16 protein-coding genes and 1 pseudogene are annotated in these 18,794 nt (G+C 71.4%); 10 read left to right on the forward strand and 7 right to left on the reverse strand.

Annotated features, from left to right (window positions below; genetic code table 11):
- Positions 1–338: 338 nt before the first annotated feature.
- From ACGF8A_RS25310 to ACGF8A_RS25330, 5 genes are all read left to right on the forward strand, one after another.
- The gene (locus tag ACGF8A_RS25310; RefSeq protein WP_393111892.1) at positions 339–1,574 is read left to right on the forward strand and encodes a BtrH N-terminal domain-containing protein; all 1,236 of its coding nucleotides are present in this window, start codon (positions 339–341) and stop codon (positions 1,572–1,574) included.
- A 223-nt stretch (positions 1,575–1,797) separates the two neighbouring features.
- Positions 1,798–2,010: a hypothetical protein gene (locus tag ACGF8A_RS25315; protein WP_393111894.1), complete on the forward strand. Its 213-nt coding sequence runs from the start codon at positions 1,798–1,800 to the stop codon at positions 2,008–2,010.
- A 405-nt stretch (positions 2,011–2,415) separates the two neighbouring features.
- A complete protein-coding gene (locus ACGF8A_RS25320; protein WP_393111896.1) occupies positions 2,416–2,721 on the forward strand; it encodes a hypothetical protein in 306 nt (101 codons plus the stop codon).
- A 206-nt stretch (positions 2,722–2,927) separates the two neighbouring features.
- Positions 2,928–3,830, forward strand: a complete 903-nt coding sequence (locus ACGF8A_RS25325) for an aminoglycoside phosphotransferase family protein (RefSeq protein WP_393111898.1) — start codon at positions 2,928–2,930, stop codon at positions 3,828–3,830.
- 78 nt (positions 3,831–3,908) lie between these two features.
- Complete coding sequence (locus ACGF8A_RS25330) at positions 3,909–4,181, forward strand: DUF3253 domain-containing protein (protein WP_393111900.1); 273 nt, start codon at positions 3,909–3,911, stop codon at positions 4,179–4,181.
- 162 nt (positions 4,182–4,343) lie between these two features.
- Here ACGF8A_RS25330 and ACGF8A_RS25335 read toward each other — a convergent pair whose 3' ends face one another.
- Both ACGF8A_RS25335 and ACGF8A_RS25340 read right to left on the reverse strand, forming a co-directional pair.
- Entirely contained in the window at positions 4,344–4,880 is a 537-nt protein-coding gene (locus tag ACGF8A_RS25335; RefSeq protein WP_393111902.1) for an isochorismatase family cysteine hydrolase, read from the reverse strand.
- A 76-nt stretch (positions 4,881–4,956) separates the two neighbouring features.
- The gene (locus ACGF8A_RS25340; protein WP_393111904.1) at positions 4,957–6,669 is read right to left on the reverse strand and encodes a SpoIIE family protein phosphatase; all 1,713 of its coding nucleotides are present in this window, start codon (positions 6,667–6,669) and stop codon (positions 4,957–4,959) included.
- Positions 6,670–7,444: 775 nt separating this feature from the next.
- Here ACGF8A_RS25340 and ACGF8A_RS25345 point away from each other — a divergent pair.
- Complete coding sequence (locus ACGF8A_RS25345) at positions 7,445–7,882, forward strand: OsmC family protein (RefSeq protein WP_393111906.1); 438 nt, start codon at positions 7,445–7,447, stop codon at positions 7,880–7,882.
- Between the two features lie 496 nt (positions 7,883–8,378).
- On the opposite strand, the gene ACGF8A_RS25350 is transcribed toward ACGF8A_RS25345, so the two are convergent.
- From ACGF8A_RS25350 to ACGF8A_RS25360, 3 genes are all read right to left on the reverse strand, one after another.
- Positions 8,379–9,938, reverse strand: coding sequence for a mucoidy inhibitor MuiA family protein (locus ACGF8A_RS25350; RefSeq protein WP_393111908.1), 1,560 nt, complete (start codon positions 9,936–9,938; stop codon positions 8,379–8,381).
- A gap of 4 nt (positions 9,939–9,942) precedes the next feature.
- Positions 9,943–12,135, reverse strand: coding sequence for a DUF4139 domain-containing protein (locus ACGF8A_RS25355; protein ID WP_393111910.1), 2,193 nt, complete (start codon positions 12,133–12,135; stop codon positions 9,943–9,945).
- Between the two features lie 176 nt (positions 12,136–12,311).
- A complete protein-coding gene (locus ACGF8A_RS25360) occupies positions 12,312–13,052 on the reverse strand; it encodes an NIPSNAP family protein (RefSeq protein ID WP_393111912.1) in 741 nt (246 codons plus the stop codon).
- 136 nt (positions 13,053–13,188) lie between these two features.
- On the opposite strand from ACGF8A_RS25360, the gene ACGF8A_RS25365 reads away from it, so the two are divergent.
- Entirely contained in the window at positions 13,189–14,208 is a 1,020-nt protein-coding gene (locus ACGF8A_RS25365) for a helix-turn-helix transcriptional regulator (RefSeq protein ID WP_393111914.1), read from the forward strand.
- A gap of 29 nt (positions 14,209–14,237) precedes the next feature.
- On the opposite strand, the gene ACGF8A_RS25370 is transcribed toward ACGF8A_RS25365, so the two are convergent.
- Both ACGF8A_RS25370 and ACGF8A_RS25375 read right to left on the reverse strand, forming a co-directional pair.
- On the reverse strand, positions 14,238–14,720 hold the full coding sequence (locus tag ACGF8A_RS25370; protein WP_393111916.1) for a B12-binding domain-containing protein: 483 nt from the start codon (positions 14,718–14,720) through the stop codon (positions 14,238–14,240).
- Positions 14,717–16,336: a PP2C family protein-serine/threonine phosphatase gene (locus tag ACGF8A_RS25375; RefSeq protein WP_393111918.1), complete on the reverse strand. Its 1,620-nt coding sequence runs from the start codon at positions 16,334–16,336 to the stop codon at positions 14,717–14,719. The genes ACGF8A_RS25370 and ACGF8A_RS25375 overlap by 4 nt, the downstream gene beginning before the upstream one ends.
- Positions 16,337–16,688: 352 nt before the next feature.
- Here ACGF8A_RS25375 and ACGF8A_RS25380 point away from each other — a divergent pair.
- The 3 genes and pseudogenes from ACGF8A_RS25380 to ACGF8A_RS25390 all read left to right on the forward strand — a co-directional run.
- Positions 16,689–16,844: pseudogene (locus ACGF8A_RS25380) on the forward strand (transcriptional regulator); the annotation flags it as partial.
- A gap of 50 nt (positions 16,845–16,894) precedes the next feature.
- Positions 16,895–17,827: an ABC transporter ATP-binding protein gene (locus ACGF8A_RS25385; protein WP_393112064.1), complete on the forward strand. Its 933-nt coding sequence runs from the start codon at positions 16,895–16,897 to the stop codon at positions 17,825–17,827.
- Positions 17,748–18,611: an ABC transporter permease gene (locus ACGF8A_RS25390; protein ID WP_393111920.1), complete on the forward strand. Its 864-nt coding sequence runs from the start codon at positions 17,748–17,750 to the stop codon at positions 18,609–18,611. The genes ACGF8A_RS25385 and ACGF8A_RS25390 overlap by 80 nt, the downstream gene beginning before the upstream one ends.
- The last annotated feature ends 183 nt before the right edge of the window (positions 18,612–18,794 follow it).

Here is an 18,794-nt window from a genome sequence, read left to right on the forward strand (position 1 = left end):
GGGGGGGGCGGCGGGGGGGGCGGGGGGCCCTGTGGGGTTCTGCCGCGCGCCGCCCACCCCCCCTGCGCCACCTCCGCCCACTTCAGGTGGGGGTGGCGTCGGAGCGGCGTCACACCGGGCTGCGGCCTGCTTGTCGCCTCCGCAGCGGCGGGATAGCCTGTCGGCGGCGTTTCCTACCCGCCCGACCCCTGAACCGGGTGCTCACGCCACCCGGCCCCGCAGGGGCAAAGGTGATCTTCTCTGTCGTCGTAGGTGTGGCACCCTTCGTTGTCCTTCCTTCCGGGTGACGGTGACGGTCTGCGTGAGGGCCCGTGCCGACCGCCCTGAGGGGACCGACAGTGACGGAGCAGCGAGCATTCAAGAAGCTGGTGCGTGAGCGGATGTCACGCACCGGGGAGTCCTACACCACGGCTCGCCGCCATGTACTGGCCAAGGCGGCCGGGGCGCCGATGCCCGCGGTTCCCGCCGGACTGGCCTATGCGGAGTTCGGTACCGACCAGCATCACGAGGCGTCCCTGATCCGGCACGCGCTCGGCAGTGTGTACGACGAGGCGCTGATCGCCGGGCTGGCCGGGGGCATCGGCTTCATGTACTTCGTCTTCGAGTACCAGGGCCTGCCGCCGCTTCTGACCATCGTCGCCCAGCACCATCCTGAGCCCTGGGTCCAGACGGCCCTGGACCGGCTGCATGTGCCGTACGACATCCAGCGCAGCGGCAAGCCCCAGTGGGCCAAACTGCGCAAGGCCCTGGACGCGGGTCATCCGGTGTTCTGCACCGTGGACAGGTCACGGCTCCCTTGGCACGGGATGGAGCCGGGCTTCGGGACGGACCCCTACACGGTCGTGGTCGCCGGCCACGACGGGGACATCCTCCATGTCGACGACGAGTCGGCGGTACCGCACGCCATCAGCACCGAGGAGTTCGGCGCCGCGTGGTCCGCCTACAGGAAGGGTCGCCACCAGATGATCGTGCCGACCGGTCCGGCCGACGGTGCTCCCGACATCGACGGTGCGATCGCCGCGACCGCCGGTCATCTCACAGGGCCGGTCCTCGGCAACAACTTCGACGTCAACTTCGGATTCTCCGGGATGGACAAGCTCGCGACGCAACTGCGGGACGCCAGGACGAAGACGGGGTGGGAGCGGCGCTTCGGGAAGCCCGTGCCCTTCTTCCACGGCTTGCGCAGGCTGCACGAGTGCCTTGAGGTGGAGTACACGGCACCGGCGGCGAGCCGGCCTCTGTACGCCGACTTCCTGGAGCTGGCAGGCCGCCCCGATGCGGCAGCCCTGTTCCGCGAGTCGGCCCGTGGATGGGAACGAGTCGCTGCCCTCGCACTGGAGTCGGTGTCCGGCCTGGGCGCGTACACGGCGGTCTGCGAGCAGCAGACGCGGCTGATGATGTCCGGCGGTCAGGAAGCCAGGGAAGAGATTCGGACCCTGGGGGAGCGGGCCGACGCGCTCGCCGAGGAGAACGGAGCACCCGACGCCGCACAGCGCAGGGAACTGTTCGATCGTCTCGCCGAGATCGTCGAGAGCAGCGCAGTACTCGAACGACGAGCCCTGGAACTGTTGTGACCCGGGCGGCACCCCGCCGATGGCCTGGGCCCCGGATCCGCTTGCCTGGCCGCCTGTTCGCCCGGTGTGCGGGGCGTCGCACTGGCCGGTGCGGCCGAAGCCGGTGCGGCATGGGGGCGACGCGACACCTGCGACGCAGATCCCCGGCTTTGACGAAGTATGTGCATATCATCACAGCGAGTAGTCAAGCCGGGCATCACGCCTGGGTAAGAAAGGGTCATCCATGTTCAAGTTTCAGCGTGCCGCAGTCGTGGCCGTGACGGTTGCGGGGCTGTCCGCCTTCGGCGCCGGCGTGGGCGTCGCCGACGAGGGTGAATCGGTTCCGCCGGTCGTCGCCGAGGCTTACTCGACGGCCAATGCCACGGCTGTCGGGGGCGACTTCGTCGTCGAGCCCGAGAAGGACCACGGCCAGCACCACGAGGACGAAGGCGAGTAAGGACGTACCGGGATACAGCCTTTCGGTTCGAACTTGAGCGTCTGCCCACCTCGGAAGCCAGCTGTACGTCCCGGAGCCGCGACGCCTGGACGCGTACCGGGCCGGTCTGTTCAGCGGCGAGCCGAGTGACCCCCATGGCGAAGGGGCCCGGTCGCGCGTCGGTGCTGCACCGACGCGTCCGGGCTCGCCGACTTCGTTGCCCGGTGCTGCGTACAAGGCCACAGGGAACGCATTTCTTACGCATATGAAGCAGGGCCCTCTCGGGGGCGCAAGCGCCGACGCGACCTGCGTCGGCGCTGGACGTGCGTCCGCAGGCGGATGCCCGGCCGCATGACTGCGCAGCAGGGTCCGCTCGAGGCTCTAGGGTCGGGTGCGCTGTTGTCGATGTGCTGGAGGGGAACGGCTATGAGAACACTGGTGCTGGGAAGGACGCCCGCCAGGGTGGCGGCGGTGCTCACCACCTTGCGCGCGGACGGCTTCGACGCGGAGGGGGTGAGCACCGACGAGGAGGCCCGGAAGCACTTGGAGACGGGGGAATTCGGGGTGCTGATCATCGGCGGGGGTGTGGGTCCGGACTCCCGCGCGGAGCTCAAGGAGTTGGCGACGAGGTGCAGGGTGCGGCGGGTGATCGACGGTGCGCTGACGGAGCCGTTCGACGCCTACGTGCGGCATGAGTTCGAGCCGCTGATCCGCGAGGCCGCCGAAGGATGAGGGACAGGGTCCGCCTGGGAGACGCTCCGGGCGGACCCCAGGCGCGAATCCAACAGCATCGCCACCGCTGGAGCACGCCGTCACCTCGTTGGTGAACGGTGCGCCGCTCCGGCGGTGGTTCGGCCCACCTGTGGGTTCCAGGAAAGTGGGACATGTTCGATTCAGGGTTCGTAGGCTTGGCGAGGTGCCGAGAACCTGGGGGACGTGTGAGCGAGCTGGCCTTCATGACGCAGTTGGTCCGGGATCGGCTCGCCGTACGCTTCGGGCCCGAAGTGGTCGGGTGGTGCGATGCGTTGCCGACTCTCGTCAGCGAGCTCGCCGCTCGCTGGGAGCTCACTCCTGTGCAGTCCCAGGGCGGCGGCACCTCGCGCGTCTTCCGTTGCCTGCTGGGCGACGTGGGCAGGACGGTGTGGTTGAAGGTCACGCCGGATCCGGTGATCGCTGAAGAGGAGGCGGAAGCGCTGTCCCTTTGGTCCGGGACATCCTCTGTCGTGAATCTGCTGGCTCAGGACCTCGCAGTCGGAGCCCTGCTACTGGAGGACGTGACACCTGGTCAGCCGGTCGAACAACCCGACCGGCGATTGCCACATGTGGCAGTCCTGCTCCAGGAACTGCGGGAGTGCTCTCCGCCTCCGACGGAGACTTCGGCTCTGCGCCCTCTGTCGGAGCGGATCGAGTTCCTCTTCACCTTGGCGGAGCGCAGGCTGGCGGCGGCGAACGGAGGCCGGCGGGTCGACGCGGCGGTGCTTGAACGTGCCTGGTCGGCGTCCATGGAGCTGTGCCGCAGTGGGTCGGTGACACTCGTTCATGGCGATCTCCACCCGGCCAACGTGCTGTCTGGTCCCGGTGACCGCCTGGTGGCCATCGACCCGAGGCCCACGTGGGGTGACCCTGACTTCGACGCGGTGGACTGGGTACTCGGCGGAGTTTCGGACCTCACCGTGCTGAGGCGGAGGATCGGATGGCTGGCCTCGATGGTCCCCGGCCAGTCGCCCGAACGAGTATGGGCTTGGTGTCGCGCCCAAGCCGCCCTCAACGCTGTCCCCAGGCTTTGCGCCGGGCGGGACGACGCAGAAACCCGCTTCCTCATGACCCTGGCGACCCGATGACGACGGCATCATCGGCCTCACCCGCCCTGCGCCTGATGGCTCGTGCCGCGCTGACTCCCATGGTGCGACACTGACAGGGTGACGGACGGGGAAGGCCGGACGGAGCGCCGCCTGGAACGGGCCATCCTGGACCTGCTGGAGCGACGCGGCCCCACGGCGTCGATCTGCCCCTCCGACGCTGCCAGGGCGGTGTACGAAGGAGGCGACGACGGCTGGCGGACGCTGCTGGAACCGGCCCGTCGGGCGGCCGGGAAGCTGGTGACGGCCGGCGAGGTCGAGATCACCCAGGGCGGCCGTCCCGTCGCGTCGACGGAGGTCCGCGGGCCCATTCGTATTCGCCGTTGCCGCTGACCCGGTTCACGGGTGGCAGACGACGTAGCTGTCCCTGGTGCGTGCCTCGACGTGGAGAGGCCGGCAGCCCGCCCGTGGCGTCGCCGGTCGCCGAAACGCGACGGGCATGCGCTCAAGGCTGACGCGGTGGCTTCGCCCGGCCCCGTCCGGTCGCGGATCGCCTCACGCCCACAACTCCTCGCTGTCGCACACCTGTGCTCCCATGTTGCGCTGCATCATGCGCAGCGCCCCGTCCGCGAGGTCGGCATGGATGTGCGCGACCGCGTCCCGGGGGACCACGACCTGGAGGTGGCGGATGTGGGCGTCGAGGGCGGAGTAGAGCACACACTGCTCCGTCACCTGGCCGCACAGCACCACCTGGTCGATGCCCTGCTGGTGGAGCAGATAGCTCAGCGGTGTCTCGTAGAAGATCGAGTGACGGGCCTTGACCACGAAGAGGGAGGACTCGTCGGGCCGTAGCGGCTCCACCAGGTGGGAGTGGTGTCCCGACAGGGCGTTGTCCAGGATCTCGCCGTGGTGTGAGCGCCACTCGCCGAAGTTGTCGTTCACGTAGATCACCGGTACGCCGTGCTCCCGGGCCCGTTCCAGCAGGCCGATCAGCTGCGGCAGTACGGATTCCACGGTGGGGATCAGCGACTCGGCGTCCTCGTGATCGTAAGTGTTGATCATGTCGATGACGATCAGCGCGGTCTTGCCCATGTGACCCAGGGTGCCACTGAGCGACGCGAGGGTGCCTTCGCCGCCGGTGCCGGCCAGGGCTGAACGGCGGCACGGTTCAGGGCACCGGCCGCACGGGCGCTCGCCGGACGTTGGCCAGGACCAGCACCGTGTCGTCATCCGGAGGGTTGGGCAGCAGGCGCACCAGGATGCGGTCGGCCACCTCCTCCAGCGGGCCCGCAGCGCGGCCCAGCTCGGTGCGCAGGCGCCGCGCGCCCTCGTCGATGTCCTGGCCGCGGGTCTCGATCAGGCCGTCGGTGTAGAGGGCGAGGGTCGCACCGTCGGGGAGGTCGACCTCGGTCGTCTCGAAGGGCTGGCCACCGACACCCAAGGGCACGCCGAGCACTTCACCGATCGTCTCCACAGTGCCGTCGCTGTGGAGTACCAGCGGTGGGGGATGACCGGCGTTGGCGATGCGGGCCCGTCCGGTCCAGGGGTCGTACTGGATGTAGAGGCAGGTGGCCAGCTCGATGCCCGCTTCCTCGGCGCAGGCGTCCAGTTCTGCGAGCAGGTCGGCCGGATCCTCCTTGTGCCTGGCGAGCGCCTTGGCCGTGATGCGCATCCGGCCCATGTTGGCGGCGGCCTGGACACCGTGCCCCATCACGTCGCCGACGACGAGCGCGACGCGGTCGTCGGAGAGGTTGATCACGTCGTACCAGTCGCCGCCGACCTCCGTGACATGGCTGCCGGGAACGTAGCGGTGGGCGACCTTCACGTGGGGACTCGTGGCCAGGGCGGAAGGGAGCAGCGCGCGCTGGAGTGTCAGCGCGATGTCCTGGACCTGGCTGTAGAGGCGCGCGTTGTCCAGGCAGAGGGCCGCGCGGGACGACAGCTCGGAAGCCAGGCTCAGATCGTCTTCGCTGAAGGTCGGGCGGGCGGCGGAGCGTCCGAACATGGTCAGCCCCTGGACCGTGCCCCGGGCGATGAGGGGAACGATGGTGACGCAGGTCAGACCGCTGTCGAGGAGGAGTTGTGCGCGGGCCTGCTGGAGGACGGTCGTCGCCGCGAAGTGTTCGTCGATGTTGAAGCTGATCGGGCGGCCCGTCCGCAGCGCCTGGTGGATTCTGGAACCCGGCGGGTACGTCACGGTCTCCAGGCCGCTGACGAGTTCGATGGCGGGAGGCGGCAGGATGGTGCCGGAGGCGATCCGGTGGGTGACCAGGGGCCGGTGCGCGTCGAACACCTCAGGAACGTCCATCCGGCCGACGAGCTCCACGAAGGACGCGTCGGAGAAGTCCGGGACCGCGGCATCGACGAGTTCCTGGGCCGTGACGCGGACGTCGAGGGACGTGCCGATCGTGGCGGCGGCCCGGTCGAGCAGCGCGAGCCGCTGACGGGCGGTGGTGGCCTCGAGGATCGCTTGTTCCCGGTCGGTCACATCGATCATCAGGCCGCCGAGCCCGTGCCGCGTGCCGACCGCCCGGCTGAGCGGGAACAGGCTCACCGATCTCACCTGGTCACGGTCCGGCTGCCCCGGGGTGCGCAGTCCGACCAGCGTGCCGACGACCGGCGGGCCGTTGGCGACGACGGAACGCAGCATGCGCCGGAACTCCCCGCCGTCGGACGTGATCATGACGTCGTCCACGGACCGCCCGAGATGGCCCTCGATGGCCAGGCCGTCCATCTCGGCCAAAGCCTGGTTGAGGTGGACGTAGCAAAGGTTCTCGTCGAGCATGACCAGGCCGATGGGGCACGTCTCGAAGAGGGCGTCGAGGAAGGCGAGATTGGTCTTCACCCGGTCGAGTTCGTCGCCGCTGGCAGCCAGACCCATGACCACCGATCGCCCCATGGCGCCGGTGACGGGGAAGACGCGGAACCCGCAGTGGAAGACGGTGCCGTCACGATGCAGCGTCGGCAGCCGTTGGCGCCAGTACCCGAGGGTCCGGGCGTGCTGCGCGAGCTTCTCGGCCGTGTGCGGGCTTCCGCGGGGCGGACCGGGGAAGAGGACGGCCGCGGGCTGGGACAGGATTGCCGAAGGGTCGTGCCCGAGAGGTCCTGCGCGCCGGGTCCCCAGACGCAGATCCGGTCCGCGTCGTCCATACCGAAGACCGCTACGGACACGTGTTCGAGCAGGGAGCCGGGCTCCGACCGGAGCGGACCCGGATTCCCCTCGGTCTCCGATCGAACAGCTCGCACAGGTTGATCCTTCCGCTCAAGGCGTGCAGGTGGCCCGGCCGCCGTGGGATCGGTGGGCGAGGTGCGCGCCTCTTCCCCTCATTGTGGGCAAATCGGACCGTTACTGCCCAGGTCACACCTTCTCGGCCCGGCAGGCAGGTGTTTCCGCGGCGGTGGAGCCCGGCGGGCGGGATCGCGATTGCAGGACGGAGGTGCACCCCTGGTCGAAGTGGTCAAATTTGACTAACAGGTGTATGCGGCGGCCCTGGGCCGAACGCCACGGCGTGGCTCCTGCACCGAGGTGTGGTCAGCGGCGTTTTCCCTGTGCACGATGCCCTGCACCGGCGTCCTGGCTGTCCCGGCTGATCGCAGGGCGCCGTCCGCCTCGGCCGCCGAGGCCCAGTCGCGCCGGCGCGACTAGGGTCGACGGCATGAGCGAAAGTACCGAGCGTTCCGTCGTCGTCGAGCGCACCAGCAGCGGCCAGTTCGTAGCGACCAACGCCCGCGGCGGGTCGATCAGTTTCGGCACGGTCCCGGACGGTCAGGGCACCGGGTTCACGCCGGTCGAGCTGTTCCTGGCCGCGATCGGGGGCTGCACGGCCGCGGATGTCGATGTCGCCACCGGTCGGCACGCCGAGCCCGCCGAATTCTCCGTGGCGGTGACCGGCGACAAGATCAGCGACGACCTGGGCAATCGCATGACGAACCTTATGGTCACCTTCACCGTCGCCTTTCCGGACGGCGAGGGCGCGGATCGCGCTCGCGCGATCCTGCCCCGCGCGGTCAAGACGTCCCACGACCGTCTCTGCACGGTGAGCCGAACCGTCGAGATCGGCACGCCCGTGAGCGTGACGATCAGGGACGCCTGAGTACCGGGAGATTCCGCCGGCCGCGTCACCGACGAGGTGACGCGGCGTGCCCTGTCACGACCGCAGCCCTTCCCGTTCGAGCTGCGTATCGACAAGTCGTGACGAACGCCGGGGCAGGATCCAGTTGCAGCTCTTCGACTGCCCGGGCGAGCCGAGCCAGGAGAACGACTCGGCGTGTCCCGTTCTCAACGCCACCGACGAAGGCGTAGGCCCCTGACAAGCCCGCCGCCACGGGCGAGGAAGCCGGAGACGGACCAACTGCCTCGCGGCGCAATCGCCGGCGCGTGCGCAATGGCAGGCGTCTCCGCCCCGTTGGTCGCCGTAGGTGGCCGGCACGTACGCGCCGGCGGACGGACCGCAGACCACCGGGCCGTGCGTCGGCGCGGGCTCCGCCACCCGGGCCAACACCTGCGCCCACTCCTCCCGGCTTCGGTCCGCCGTGGCGCGGGCCACGACGTGCCCGCGTCGTGCCCGCCCAGATCCCGCCCCCCGTGGTCTACAGGCCTTTCACCTTGGCGTCCGCCATGACCTCGTAGACCAGCGTCACGGTGCGCCGGCCTCCGGGGGGCAGGGAGACGTTCCAGCGGACGATGCCGTCCGCGTCGACCTCGTCGGGAACGGGCGAACAGCTCTCCCTGCGCAGGCCCACCTCGACCGCCGACGTCTCCGAGACCGGGATGCGTTCGCGGACGACGACCATGTGCTCGTCCCGCTCGGCGGGGGCCGAGAAGCGGGAGAGGTGCAGCCGGACGGTCCGGGTGAGTACGGTGCGCTGGCTGAGGCCGACCGTGTCACGGGTCTCCTCGGTGTGCCGCAGGACCCGGTGGTCGTCACGGCTGCCGAAGGCGAGGTCGGCGGGAGCGCCGGGAGCGGTGAAATCCAGCGCGCCGCGACCGATGAAGCCACCGCCGCTGACGAGGTCCACGGGCCCGGCGAGCAGCGCGTGGCCGGCACGGTTCTCGAACCGCACCACCTGGCTGACCAGCGGGGACAGTTCGGGCGCGCAGGCGTACTCCCTGCTCGCGGGGGTGGCGAAGGACGAGATCGGCACGCGGTGGGCCCGTCCGTCCGAGGGGATGGAGACCGAGGCGTCGCACCGCAGGACACGGACCTCGCCACCGTCGTCCACCCCTGGCAGGCCCTGCACGGGGGCTGGTCCGAGATCCGCGACCTCCTCCTCACGCAACTCGACGTGGACGGTGCGGCGTTCCGCCGTGGAACGGTCCTGGAGCGTCAGCCGGTCCTCACCGAGCCGGGGAGGTTCGGTGGCCCGGGCGGAGCGGGCCGTGGACAGGGTCAGCCGTACGTCCGACCAGTCCTCGCCGGTGCGCTGCCAGACCATCGCGTCCGTGTCCAGCGTGAGCGAGTCCCCGTCGAGTACGGCCCGGTAGGCAGGCCGCCACAGTGCGCACGGGGTGAGGTGGGTGAGGCGCAGCCCGGCCGGACCGGCGGCGTCCGCCCGCACGGTGAGTTCGACATGGGCCGCCAGCTCGGTGGGTTCCGTCTCGGCGAGCTCCAGGGCTCGCTGGGCGGCGGAGAGTTCGGCGGCGAGCGCGGTCAGCCGGGCGTCCACCACACGTAGCCGCTCGCCGAAGGTGTCCCGCTCGTCGTCGGCTCGGTCCAGTTCGCGGCTCCAGCGATCCTTCTCGGCCTCTCCGAGGCCGGCGCCTTCGCCGATCTCCCGTAGCAGATCGGCGGCGAGACGGCTGAGGAGGTCGACGCGGGTGTGCAGGCGGTCCCGCTGCTGTCCCAGCGAGCGCTGTTCCTCCTTCAGGGCGGTCAGCCGGTGGCGCAGCGCGGAATCGTCTTCGGCGGGGCCCGGCCCCCGCGGCGTCCACGCACGTACGACCCTGGCGTCCAGCACGGTCACCGGGTGATCGGCGGACAGCTCGGCGTGCAGGCTGCGGTCGACCGTCAGGGCGCTGACCGGCCCGAGGCGCAGCCGCTGGGTGCCGGTTTCCAGGTCGAGCACGGCGGTCCGCTCGACGTAGGCCCGGTCCTCCAGGCAGGTGACGGCGGTGACGGGCAGGGCGATCGGTTCGGGGCTCGTGGACATGGGGTCAGCTCCTGCGGTTGCCGCCGGTCAGAGCCGCACTGGCCGGGATACGGATGACGTAGCCACCGTCGAGTGAGGCGGTGGTGCGGGCCGGCAGCTCGATCCGCCACAGTCGGGTGCCCGGCGCGTGCCGCTCGGCGTCCTTGCCGTCCGCCGGTGCCTTCCAGCCGGCCTTCTCCTCGATCTTCACGTCCGCTTCGGTGGTGACCGGCACCCGCTCGCGCACCTCCACGGTGACGGGAACGGTCAGCCGGTTGGCCAGTTCCACATGGACGTGGTGATCGAGAAGTGTGACGTTGTTGCGCAGCCCCGAGGTCGACTCACGCATGCTCGTACGGCGCGTCACCCCGATGGCCTCGTTCGGCCCGAGGCCCACCCGGCACACACCGCCGGGAGCGAGCGTGGGCAGTGAGGTGGTCAGCAGGAAGTCCCCGTCGGACGCGATCTCCAGCGGACCGGCCAGCAGTGCCTGATCGGTGGCGTTGGACAACACCAGCGTCGTGTAGACGGCCTGTTCCACCGACGGGACGCACAGGTACTCGGTGCGCAGACCGACCGGCACCTCGCCGACGGTGACGGTGTGCCACGTACCGTCCGACGGTACGTCGGCGCGGGCGACCGCGTCGTAGCGGAGGTCGAAGGAGCCGGCCGACTCGCGGGGACGCCGGGCACTCCCGGGGAGGGGCAGCGCCGCGACAGCCTCGGCACGTCGGCGGTACTCGTACGTCAGGGGGTCGGATGCCGTGCCCGGGAACAGCCGTCCCCGGCGCTCCCTTTGCGTTTCGGGGCCGGACAGGACCAGTGCGGTGTAGTCGAGTTCGGCTGCGCTCGGTCGCGGTGGGCCCGGCGAGAGAGGAGTCGGCGGGGCCGACGGCGGCTGAGGAGCGGCTGCCGGTGGCGGTACGGCCCGGCCGCGTGCCGCCGGAGCCATGGCAGGTGCCGCGGTGGGCCGAGCGCCGGTTCGCGGAGCGCTGTCACGGCCGAACGCGGGTGGCGCGTGGCCGCCGCCGGCTGGTGCGGACGGTGCCGCGGGCCCGGGGCCCGGCACCGCGCCGCTGGGCGCCGGCGGAACGGCGGAAGGCGCGCCGTAGCTTGCCGGCGGTGGCGGTGGCGGTGGCGGTGGCGGTGGCGGTGGCGGTGGCGGTGGCGGTGGCGGTGGCGGTGGCGGTGGCGGTGGCGGTGGCGGGGAAGGAACGGGGTGGGACGAAGTACCGGCCTCGTGCGTCCTGACGGCCGCGGCGGGCACCGCAACAGGGCCGATCGCCGGGCGTGGTCCTGCCGCGTCGTATCCGGCGAAGAGATCGGTCAGCCCCCGCGGGGGCTCGCGCCAGCCCGAAGGCGCGGGGGCGGGCTGGCTGCGTCCGATGCGGAGGGAACGGAGCCGGGGCGCGTCGGTACGGCGCCGCAGGTCCGCCGTGGCCAGCGAGACGTGTACGCCGGTCCAGTCCTCGCCGGTGCGCTGGGCGACCGCCGCCCGCAGCAACAGCCGTCCGTCGCCCTCGCCCTGGCGGTGGGTGAGGCGATACGCCGGTGCCCAGACCGCGCCGGGCACACCGTATTCCACCTCCAACTCCACCTCGGTGTCCGGGCCCTGGGCGCCGGTGAGGGTCACGACGGCGCACATCGCGGTCTCCACGTGCGGTGCGGCGGTATCGGTGGAGGCGCGGGCGAGCTTGTCGGAGGCGATGTCCAACTCGTGCTCGACGCCCTTCAACTCCTCCTCCGCCTCACGAAGGCGGGAGTGCAGCACGGTCAACCGGGCGTCGACGAAATCAGCGAGCTCCAGCCACGCGTCGACGGGTGTACGGCGGTGGGGGTCCTCCTTGTTCCGGGGCGGCGGCACCGGGCGCAGGGCCGCCACCTCCTCGATCAGCTTCCGCTGCCGGTTCCGGCGGGCCTGGGCGGCCTGGGCTGCGTCACGGAGCCGCTCGACTTCACGCCGCAGCTCGCCGAGCGGGCGGGTGCCGAGCGGTTCGGCGTCGACCTGTGTCCTGGCCTCGGTGGCACGAACGCCGGACACACCGACGACCCGTACGCGTAGGGAACCCGGGTCCATCGACCGAGGCAGGCCGGTCACCCGCACCCGCCCGTCGGCCGGCACCCGGCCGCGGGCGAGCCGACGGCAGAGTGCGCCCTGCGCGTACACCACCACCGAGTCGAGTGCCGATGCCCAGCTCGGGACCGTCTCCGCCCTCATGTGCCCCCCATGCCGTGTCAGTGCCGGGTCAACTCTATGCCGGGCAACGGCCGGTGGCGGGGCCGGCACAGAGGCCGGCGCGGCAGACGGCATGGCATCGGGCCTCACCTCGCTCCCGGCAGACGCGGGCGCTGGCCCCCAGGGGCGACAACGGCGGCGCGGCGGGGCTGTCTCAGTCAGGGGAGGAGCGAGCGGCCTGTGGGTGCCAGCCGCAACCTCCGGGGTTCCGCCGTCTGTTGGCGCTCGATGCCCGGCAGTATCACGTTCCGTACGAGGGGTTGGGCCTCGACCTGGGCGAGGTGCCGGCGGTGGGCAGTCTCATCGGGGTACGGGGTGAAGACCGCTGCGACGCTCTCCCCGGTGCGGACCGGCAGCCTGGGGAAGGTGTTGTGTGCCGTCTCGGTGGTCAGGGCGGCGAGCGGCGCGGGTCCCGTGGCGCGGAGCACCGGCAGGAGGCGGTCCCGGATCAGTGCGATGCCGTCGTGCCGCCCAGGAGGGAAGGACCACACGGTGACGGCCATGAAGCGGGCCGATGCCGGCCCACCGGATTCGGGGCGACGGGAGGGGACGACGGAGAAGCCACTCGCGTCCGTCAGGGGACGAAGGAGCAGTACATCGTCGCTGTCCAGCATGGTGGAGTTCGCCTCAGGGCCGTGCCGGGCCCAGACGGGGCCGCCGTAGAAGGCCGTCAGCGCGCGGTGCCGTCCCGTCATGTCCCGGAACCCGCGCAGCCAGACGAAGCGATCCGGATCGTCGAGGTCCCGGAACTGGCCGAGCACCACCATCCCGGCCTCTTCCTGGGATTCGACGAACTCCCGGTCGAAGAGTTCGATGAACTCGTCGCGCCGCTTGGTGCGAAGTGTGTACTGCCGAAGTTCGATCACGGCGGGGCGGTGGACGGGGCCGGCAGGGGGCATGGCGGAACTCCTGTTCAGTTCTCTTCTCCGGCGGGTGGCGGACGCCGGGCCCGGTCCGGTCGCGGAGCGGGCGCGAACCGACGCTAAGGGAGCCTTGTGCCAGGTGCTGTCAGGGTTTTCCGGGGAGAATGCGTCCATGTCTGCCGGTCGACTGTTGTCGGTGTTGCTGCTGCTGCAAGCCCGGGGCCGCATGTCCGCGCGAGACATCGCCGACGAACTCGGGGTGTCCGTACGGACCGCCTACCGCGATCTGGCGCGTCTGCAGGACGCCGGCGTCCCGGTCTACGCGGAGCCGGGACGACGTGGCGGCCATCAACTGCTGGACGGCTACCGAACCCGCCTGACAGGAATGAGCGAGGGGGAGGCGCGGGCGCTGTTCTTCGCCGGACTGCCCGGACCAGCCGCCGAGTTGGGACTCGCGGCGGAGGTGACGGCAGCGCGGCTGAAGCTGCTGGCCGCGCTGCCGACGGGACTGCGCGAGGAGGCGGCACGGACCGCGGCGGTCTTCCACCTGGACGCCCCGGGCTGGTACCGGGAGCGCGAACAGACGCCGTATCTGACCCTGTTCGTCGACGCCGTGCTCACCCGGTGTGCGGTGGACGTGCGTTACCGCCGGTGGCGCGCGCCGCAAGAGGTGCGTCGCCGCCTTCGGCCGTACGGCCTGGTACTCAAGTCCGGTGTCTGGTACCTCGTGGCGGCCGGCAGGAACCGGATCGCGACCTACCGGGTGACCCAGGTCCTCGACGCGGCCCCGTGCGACGAGCGCTTCGAGCGGCCCGCGGACTTCGACCTGGGCGCGTACTGGACCTCCTACCTCGACGACTTCCAGACCCGCCGCCACACCGGCACAGCCACCATCCGCCTGTCGCCGCGCGGACGCCGGCGCCTGCCCGACAACTTCCCGCCCGAGGTGGTGCGGGCTGTCGACTCCACCTCGGCCGCCGTCGGCGACGACGGATGGGTCGAGGCGGTCATCCCGACCGAGAGCATCGAGCACGCCTGCGGCGAACTGCTGCGGCTCGGTGTCGACGTCGAGGTCGTCGCCCCCTGCGAACTGCGCCGAGCCATGGCCGACACGGTAGGCGTACTCGCCCGGGCCTACGGCTCCGCCCGGATGACGACCGGCGACGGCTCGCGCGCCGGCGACGTCACGTGAGCCAGCCCCGCACAAGTGCCACCAGGCTCTCAGCTGGGGCGGTTCCCCTGCGGCGGGTCGGCTTGCCGGGGTGTGGTGAGGTACTCGTAGGTGCCCGTGAGTTCGAGCAGGCGCGCGGGCAGGGCGTGCCACTCCTGGTCGACGCAGGCGACCGTGATCCGGCCCCGCGATGTGGCGGGTCTGCGGGTGGGGAGCGTGGCGATGACACGGTCGTTGATCGCGGTGGCGGCGTGCTCGTCGGCCACGCTCATACGGTTGGCGGCCCACTCGATGCCGACCTTGTGCTGGACGGCGCCGATCACGTCCAGCAGCACGGCTTCGGCGTCCAGCCCCGCCGCCAGGGCGTCGGCGACGACGTCGACGGCCGAGTACTCGTCCGCGGCCCGTACGGCGACCCACAGCTTGTCCGCCCACGGCACGGCCCGCCTGTCGCCGTACGGCGAGACGGGGCGGGCGCCGACGCTGTGCCGGCCCGTCCCCTCGGCGGTGGTGCCGGTGATGTGGGTGCTCATGCGGTGTACCTGCCCCGGGTCGTCCCGTCCACCGCACTGAGGTGGGCACCGCGGGGTGCCGTGATGGCCATGACGGCGATGTCGTCGTGCCGTCCGTCGCCGATCCACTGGGAGATGAGCATCTGGATCCGCTCGACGACGGCCTCGGCCGGCATGCCGGCGCACTCCGCCGCCGCGCGCTTGAGGCGCCGCTCCCCGAAGAAGGCGTCGCCCAGCGGACCGCCCTTGGCTTCGGTGACACCGTCGGTGAACAGCACGCACGTCTCCCCCGGGGCGAGCCGGACGTGGGCGGTGCGGGAGGTGATCGCGGGCACGACACCGATCAGCGTTCCCCCGGTGTCGGCCTCCTCGACAGTCCCGTCGCGGCGCACGATCAACGGCGCGGGATGCCCCGCCGCAGTCAGCCGGAGGGCCACGCCGCCCTCCTCACGGCGCACCGAGGCCACGACCAGGGTCGCGAAGCGGGTGTGATGGCTGGTGCGCATGGCGTTGTTCAGCAGGCGGAGCATGTGGGCGTGGTCCCCGGCCAGGGGCAGCAGGGCGTGCAGCGTGTTGCGGATCTTGCCGGTCAGGACCGCGGCTTCCAGTCCCTTGCCGGCCACGTCCCCGAGGACGGCGAGGGTCTCGGGGGAGTCGTCGCCGGGCGGATGCACGTCGTAGAAGTCACCGCCGACGCGTTCGGTGTCCTTGCTGGGCCGGTAGCCGCCCGCGAACTCCACCCCCTCCACCTGCTGCAGGGTGGGCGGCAGAAGTTCACGCATCAGGATGTCGGAGATCGTGTTCTGCTCCGCGTACAGCCTCGCGGCCGACATCGCCGCGCCGGACCGGGCCGCGAACAGCCCGGCCAGTGCCTCCTCCGCGTCGGTGAAGGCGGCCTGCTGCACCCGGCGCAGCAGGATCAGCGCGCCCGCGGGTACGCCGTGCCCCGGCAGCGGCGTGATCACCAGCGAACCGACCTCACCGAACCCTTCAGGGACCACCCAGTCGGGAGCCGCGGCGGGGTCTATCCAGCGGGAGGGCACGGGCGGGAACCCGCGCAAGGCCTCGGCCAAGCCCGGCATGGCGTCCGGCGTGACGGCGACCGTGTCACGAGAGACCTCGCCGCGGTGGTCGCATACGATCACCGGCAGCTTCTTGGCTGCGGTGGGTGCGATGACCAGCGCGGCATCGGCCAGATGCTCGGTGGCCAGGCGCGCGGTGACCTCCATGCAGCGGTCGAGGTTCAACGAGGCCAGCAGCGCCGTGGAAGCCTCGGTGAGGAACCTCGTGCGCCCGCGTTCGGCTTCGAGTTCCTGCACGGCCAGCTGATAGTCGGTCTCCTCCACCAGCCACCACGCCGTACCGCCGCCCGCCAGGGCGGAGGGGTGCGCCGAGAAGAAGCGGCCGTCCACCGCACCGGCGGCGGGGCCGGGGACATCGGCGCTCCCGGCGGTGGCGAGCCAGCAGGGTGACGGCAGCGCCCGGCCGGGGCGGGCGGCAGGCAGAAGATCACTGGCCGCGCCGTTGAGTTCCTCGACGTGCCCGTCCGCGCCTATGACCACCACGGGGTACGGGGCGGTCTCGGCGCTCACCGTGCTGACAGCACCGGTGCGGGGGCGGGCCGGGGAAGAAGTCATACAACGGGGCCCCTACGCGTGGACCCTCACCTCACTCAGCGAAGAAGAACAGTTGCCGGAAGTCAACAATCCCGCAGGCCGATGTCGCCACGCAACCACCACACCTCGCCCGGAGGTGTCAGCGGCTCGCAACGAGCTTCGACTGCCCTGGGAAACAAGGGGTGTTGGCTGCCGGCGCCGTGCTGAGACCGTGCCAAGATTCACACTTCATCCACATGTGCGCGGGGTGAGCGGCAGCCCGGCAGCGCGGTCGTCCCCTCGTCGCTCTCCGGCGAGGCTGCCGGCCGAGGCGCCATTACGGCGCAGGGGGTGAACCTGCAGCGGCGCGGGGCCCGAGCCGACTTGCCTACCGGGAAAGTCAAAGCGCACCAGGGTGCGGCTGACGGACCGCGGCCGCACCGCCTTCGAGGGACACGTCGCGGCTCTACGGGCGATCGTCGAGGCCGCCGGTACCGCGGCGGACACCGAAGCACCACCACAGCGACACAACTCGGGGACGGCACGATGACGCCCAAGCACGCACCTGCCCAGCCCGTCGTTCACGCGCGCGACGTGACGATGACATACGGAGACATCGACGTCCTCCACGGCGTCGACCTGGACATCCACCGCGGCGAGGTCTTCGCGCTGCTCGGACCCAACGGCGCCGGAAAGACCACCACCGTCGAGATCCTGGAAGGCTTCCGGCGCCGCTCCTCCGGGGAGGTGAGTGTCCTCGGTACCGACCCGGAGCGGGGCGACGACGCCTGGCGCGGGCGGATCGGACTGGTCCTGCAGTCCTGGCGCGACCACCGCCGCTGGCGGGTGGCGGAGCTGCTGAAGCACTTCGCCACGTACTACCCAGCCCCGCGCGACCCGGCCGAGCTGCTCGCCCTGGTCGGCCTCACGGACCAGGCAGGCCGACAGGTGGACCGGCTGTCCGGCGGCCAGCGCCGGCGGCTGGACGTCGCGCTCGGTATCGTCGGCCGCCCCGAACTCCTCTTCCTGGACGAGCCGACCACCGGCTTCGACCCGCAGGCGCGGTACGAGTTCCACGCCCTGGTCGAACAGCTGGCCCGCGACGAGGGCGTCACCGTGCTGCTCACCACCCACGACCTGGCGGAGGCCGACCGCCTCGCCGACCGCATCGCCATGCTCGTCGGCGGCCGGATCCGGGCCTGCGGCACGCCCGCGGAACTGGCCCGGCGGGCCGCCGCCCAGGCCGAGGTCCGCTGGACCGCCGACGACGGGACGCCCCGCCGCGAACGCACCGAAGACCCCTCACGCCTGGTCTGGGAACTCCACCGGAGCACGGACGGCCCCATCCCCGACCTGGAGGTCCGCCGCCCGACGCTGGAGGACACCTACCTGCACATGGTGCACGGGGGGCCGACGGGACGGACGGGACCGCGGACGAGGAGACACAGGCCGCATGAACGTGACGCTCCTGACGAAGAGTTGGCGTGCGGGCCTCCAGCGCGGCGGCATCGAGTTGCGGCACCTCCTGCGTAACGGCAGGGAGATGTTCGGCCACCTGACCAACGTGGTCGTCGCGCTGCTCGTCGCCGGCTACGTCAGCGACGACGTGCCCGGCACCGGGACCCCCATGGCCCATCTGGTACTGGCGGGATTCGCCGCCTACCTGCTGTTCCAGATCGGAATGGTCAACCTCCCGCAGATCCTCGTGACCGAGCGGGAGGAGGGCGCCCTGCTGCGGCTGCGTGCCACGCCCGGCGGGATACCGGCCTACCTCGTCGCCAAGTGCCTGCTGGTCGTCGTGGTGGCGGTCGGCACCCTGGCCCTGCTCCTGGGGGCCGCGGCACTGCTGGTGGACGGGCCACTGCCGCACGGGCCGGGCGACTGGCTGACGCTGCTGTGGGTCACCACGCTGGGGCTGCTGGCCGTCGTACCGCTGGGTGCGGCCATAGGCGCGGTCCTGCCCAACCCCCGCGAGGCGCTGGCGTTGATCATGCTGCCGACGATGGGATTGCTGGTCATCTCCGGGACGGTGTTCCCGATCACGTCGCTGCCCGTGCCGGTCCAGCAGGTGGCGGCCGCCTTCCCGCTCAAGTGGATGGCGCAGGGCCTGCGTTCGGCGTTGCTCCCGGACGCGGCACGGGCCGCGGAGGTGGCCGGCTCGTGGGAACTTCCCATGGTCGCTCTGGTGTTGACCGCCTGGGCGGCCCTGGGCTTCCTCCTCGCAGTACCCCTCCTGCGCCGCGCCGCCCGCCGCGAGTCCGGCTCCCGCCTCTGCGCACGGCACCGCAAGGCGGCACAGAGCGGAGCGGCGCCGTAGGGAACCCGTGACCGCAAGGCGGTCGGGGCCGGTCGCGGCGCCCGTGCGGCGACCCGGAGGCTTCCGCACCGCGCCCGCCTTGACCGCCGTCGGGCCGGCAGCCCGGTCGTCCGCGACGCGTCGGCCCGATGCATCGGGCATCGCCGGGGACACCCGCGGCCGCCGCCGGCGCAGCGAATCCTG

This window comes from Streptomyces sp. NPDC047706, from assembly GCF_043204795.1.
GTDB lineage: Bacteria > Actinomycetota > Actinomycetes > Streptomycetales > Streptomycetaceae > Streptomyces.

Bases quoted from the DNA above. Each gene is read 5' to 3' on its own strand.
- ACGF8A_RS25320 (WP_393111896.1), top strand. From the start codon at position 2,416: ATGAGAACACTGGTGCTGGGAAGGACGCCCGCCAGGGTGGCGGCGGTG.
- ACGF8A_RS25385 (WP_393112064.1), top strand. From the start codon at position 16,895: ATGACATACGGAGACATCGACGTCCTCCACGGCGTCGACCTGGACATC.
- ACGF8A_RS25365 (WP_393111914.1), top strand. From the start codon at position 13,189: ATGTCTGCCGGTCGACTGTTGTCGGTGTTGCTGCTGCTGCAAGCCCGG.
- ACGF8A_RS25360 (WP_393111912.1), bottom strand. From the start codon at position 13,052: ATGCCCCCTGCCGGCCCCGTCCACCGCCCCGCCGTGATCGAACTTCGG.
- ACGF8A_RS25390 (WP_393111920.1), top strand. From the start codon at position 17,748: ATGAACGTGACGCTCCTGACGAAGAGTTGGCGTGCGGGCCTCCAGCGC.
- ACGF8A_RS25315 (WP_393111894.1), top strand. From the start codon at position 1,798: ATGTTCAAGTTTCAGCGTGCCGCAGTCGTGGCCGTGACGGTTGCGGGG.
- ACGF8A_RS25375 (WP_393111918.1), bottom strand. From the start codon at position 16,336: ATGACTTCTTCCCCGGCCCGCCCCCGCACCGGTGCTGTCAGCACGGTG.
- ACGF8A_RS25355 (WP_393111910.1), bottom strand. From the start codon at position 12,135: ATGAGGGCGGAGACGGTCCCGAGCTGGGCATCGGCACTCGACTCGGTG.
- ACGF8A_RS25350 (WP_393111908.1), bottom strand. From the start codon at position 9,938: ATGTCCACGAGCCCCGAACCGATCGCCCTGCCCGTCACCGCCGTCACC.
- ACGF8A_RS25340 (WP_393111904.1), bottom strand. From the start codon at position 6,669: ATGGGTCTGGCTGCCAGCGGCGACGAACTCGACCGGGTGAAGACCAAT.
- ACGF8A_RS25370 (WP_393111916.1), bottom strand. From the start codon at position 14,720: ATGAGCACCCACATCACCGGCACCACCGCCGAGGGGACGGGCCGGCAC.
- ACGF8A_RS25345 (WP_393111906.1), top strand. From the start codon at position 7,445: ATGAGCGAAAGTACCGAGCGTTCCGTCGTCGTCGAGCGCACCAGCAGC.
- ACGF8A_RS25335 (WP_393111902.1), bottom strand. From the start codon at position 4,880: ATGGGCAAGACCGCGCTGATCGTCATCGACATGATCAACACTTACGAT.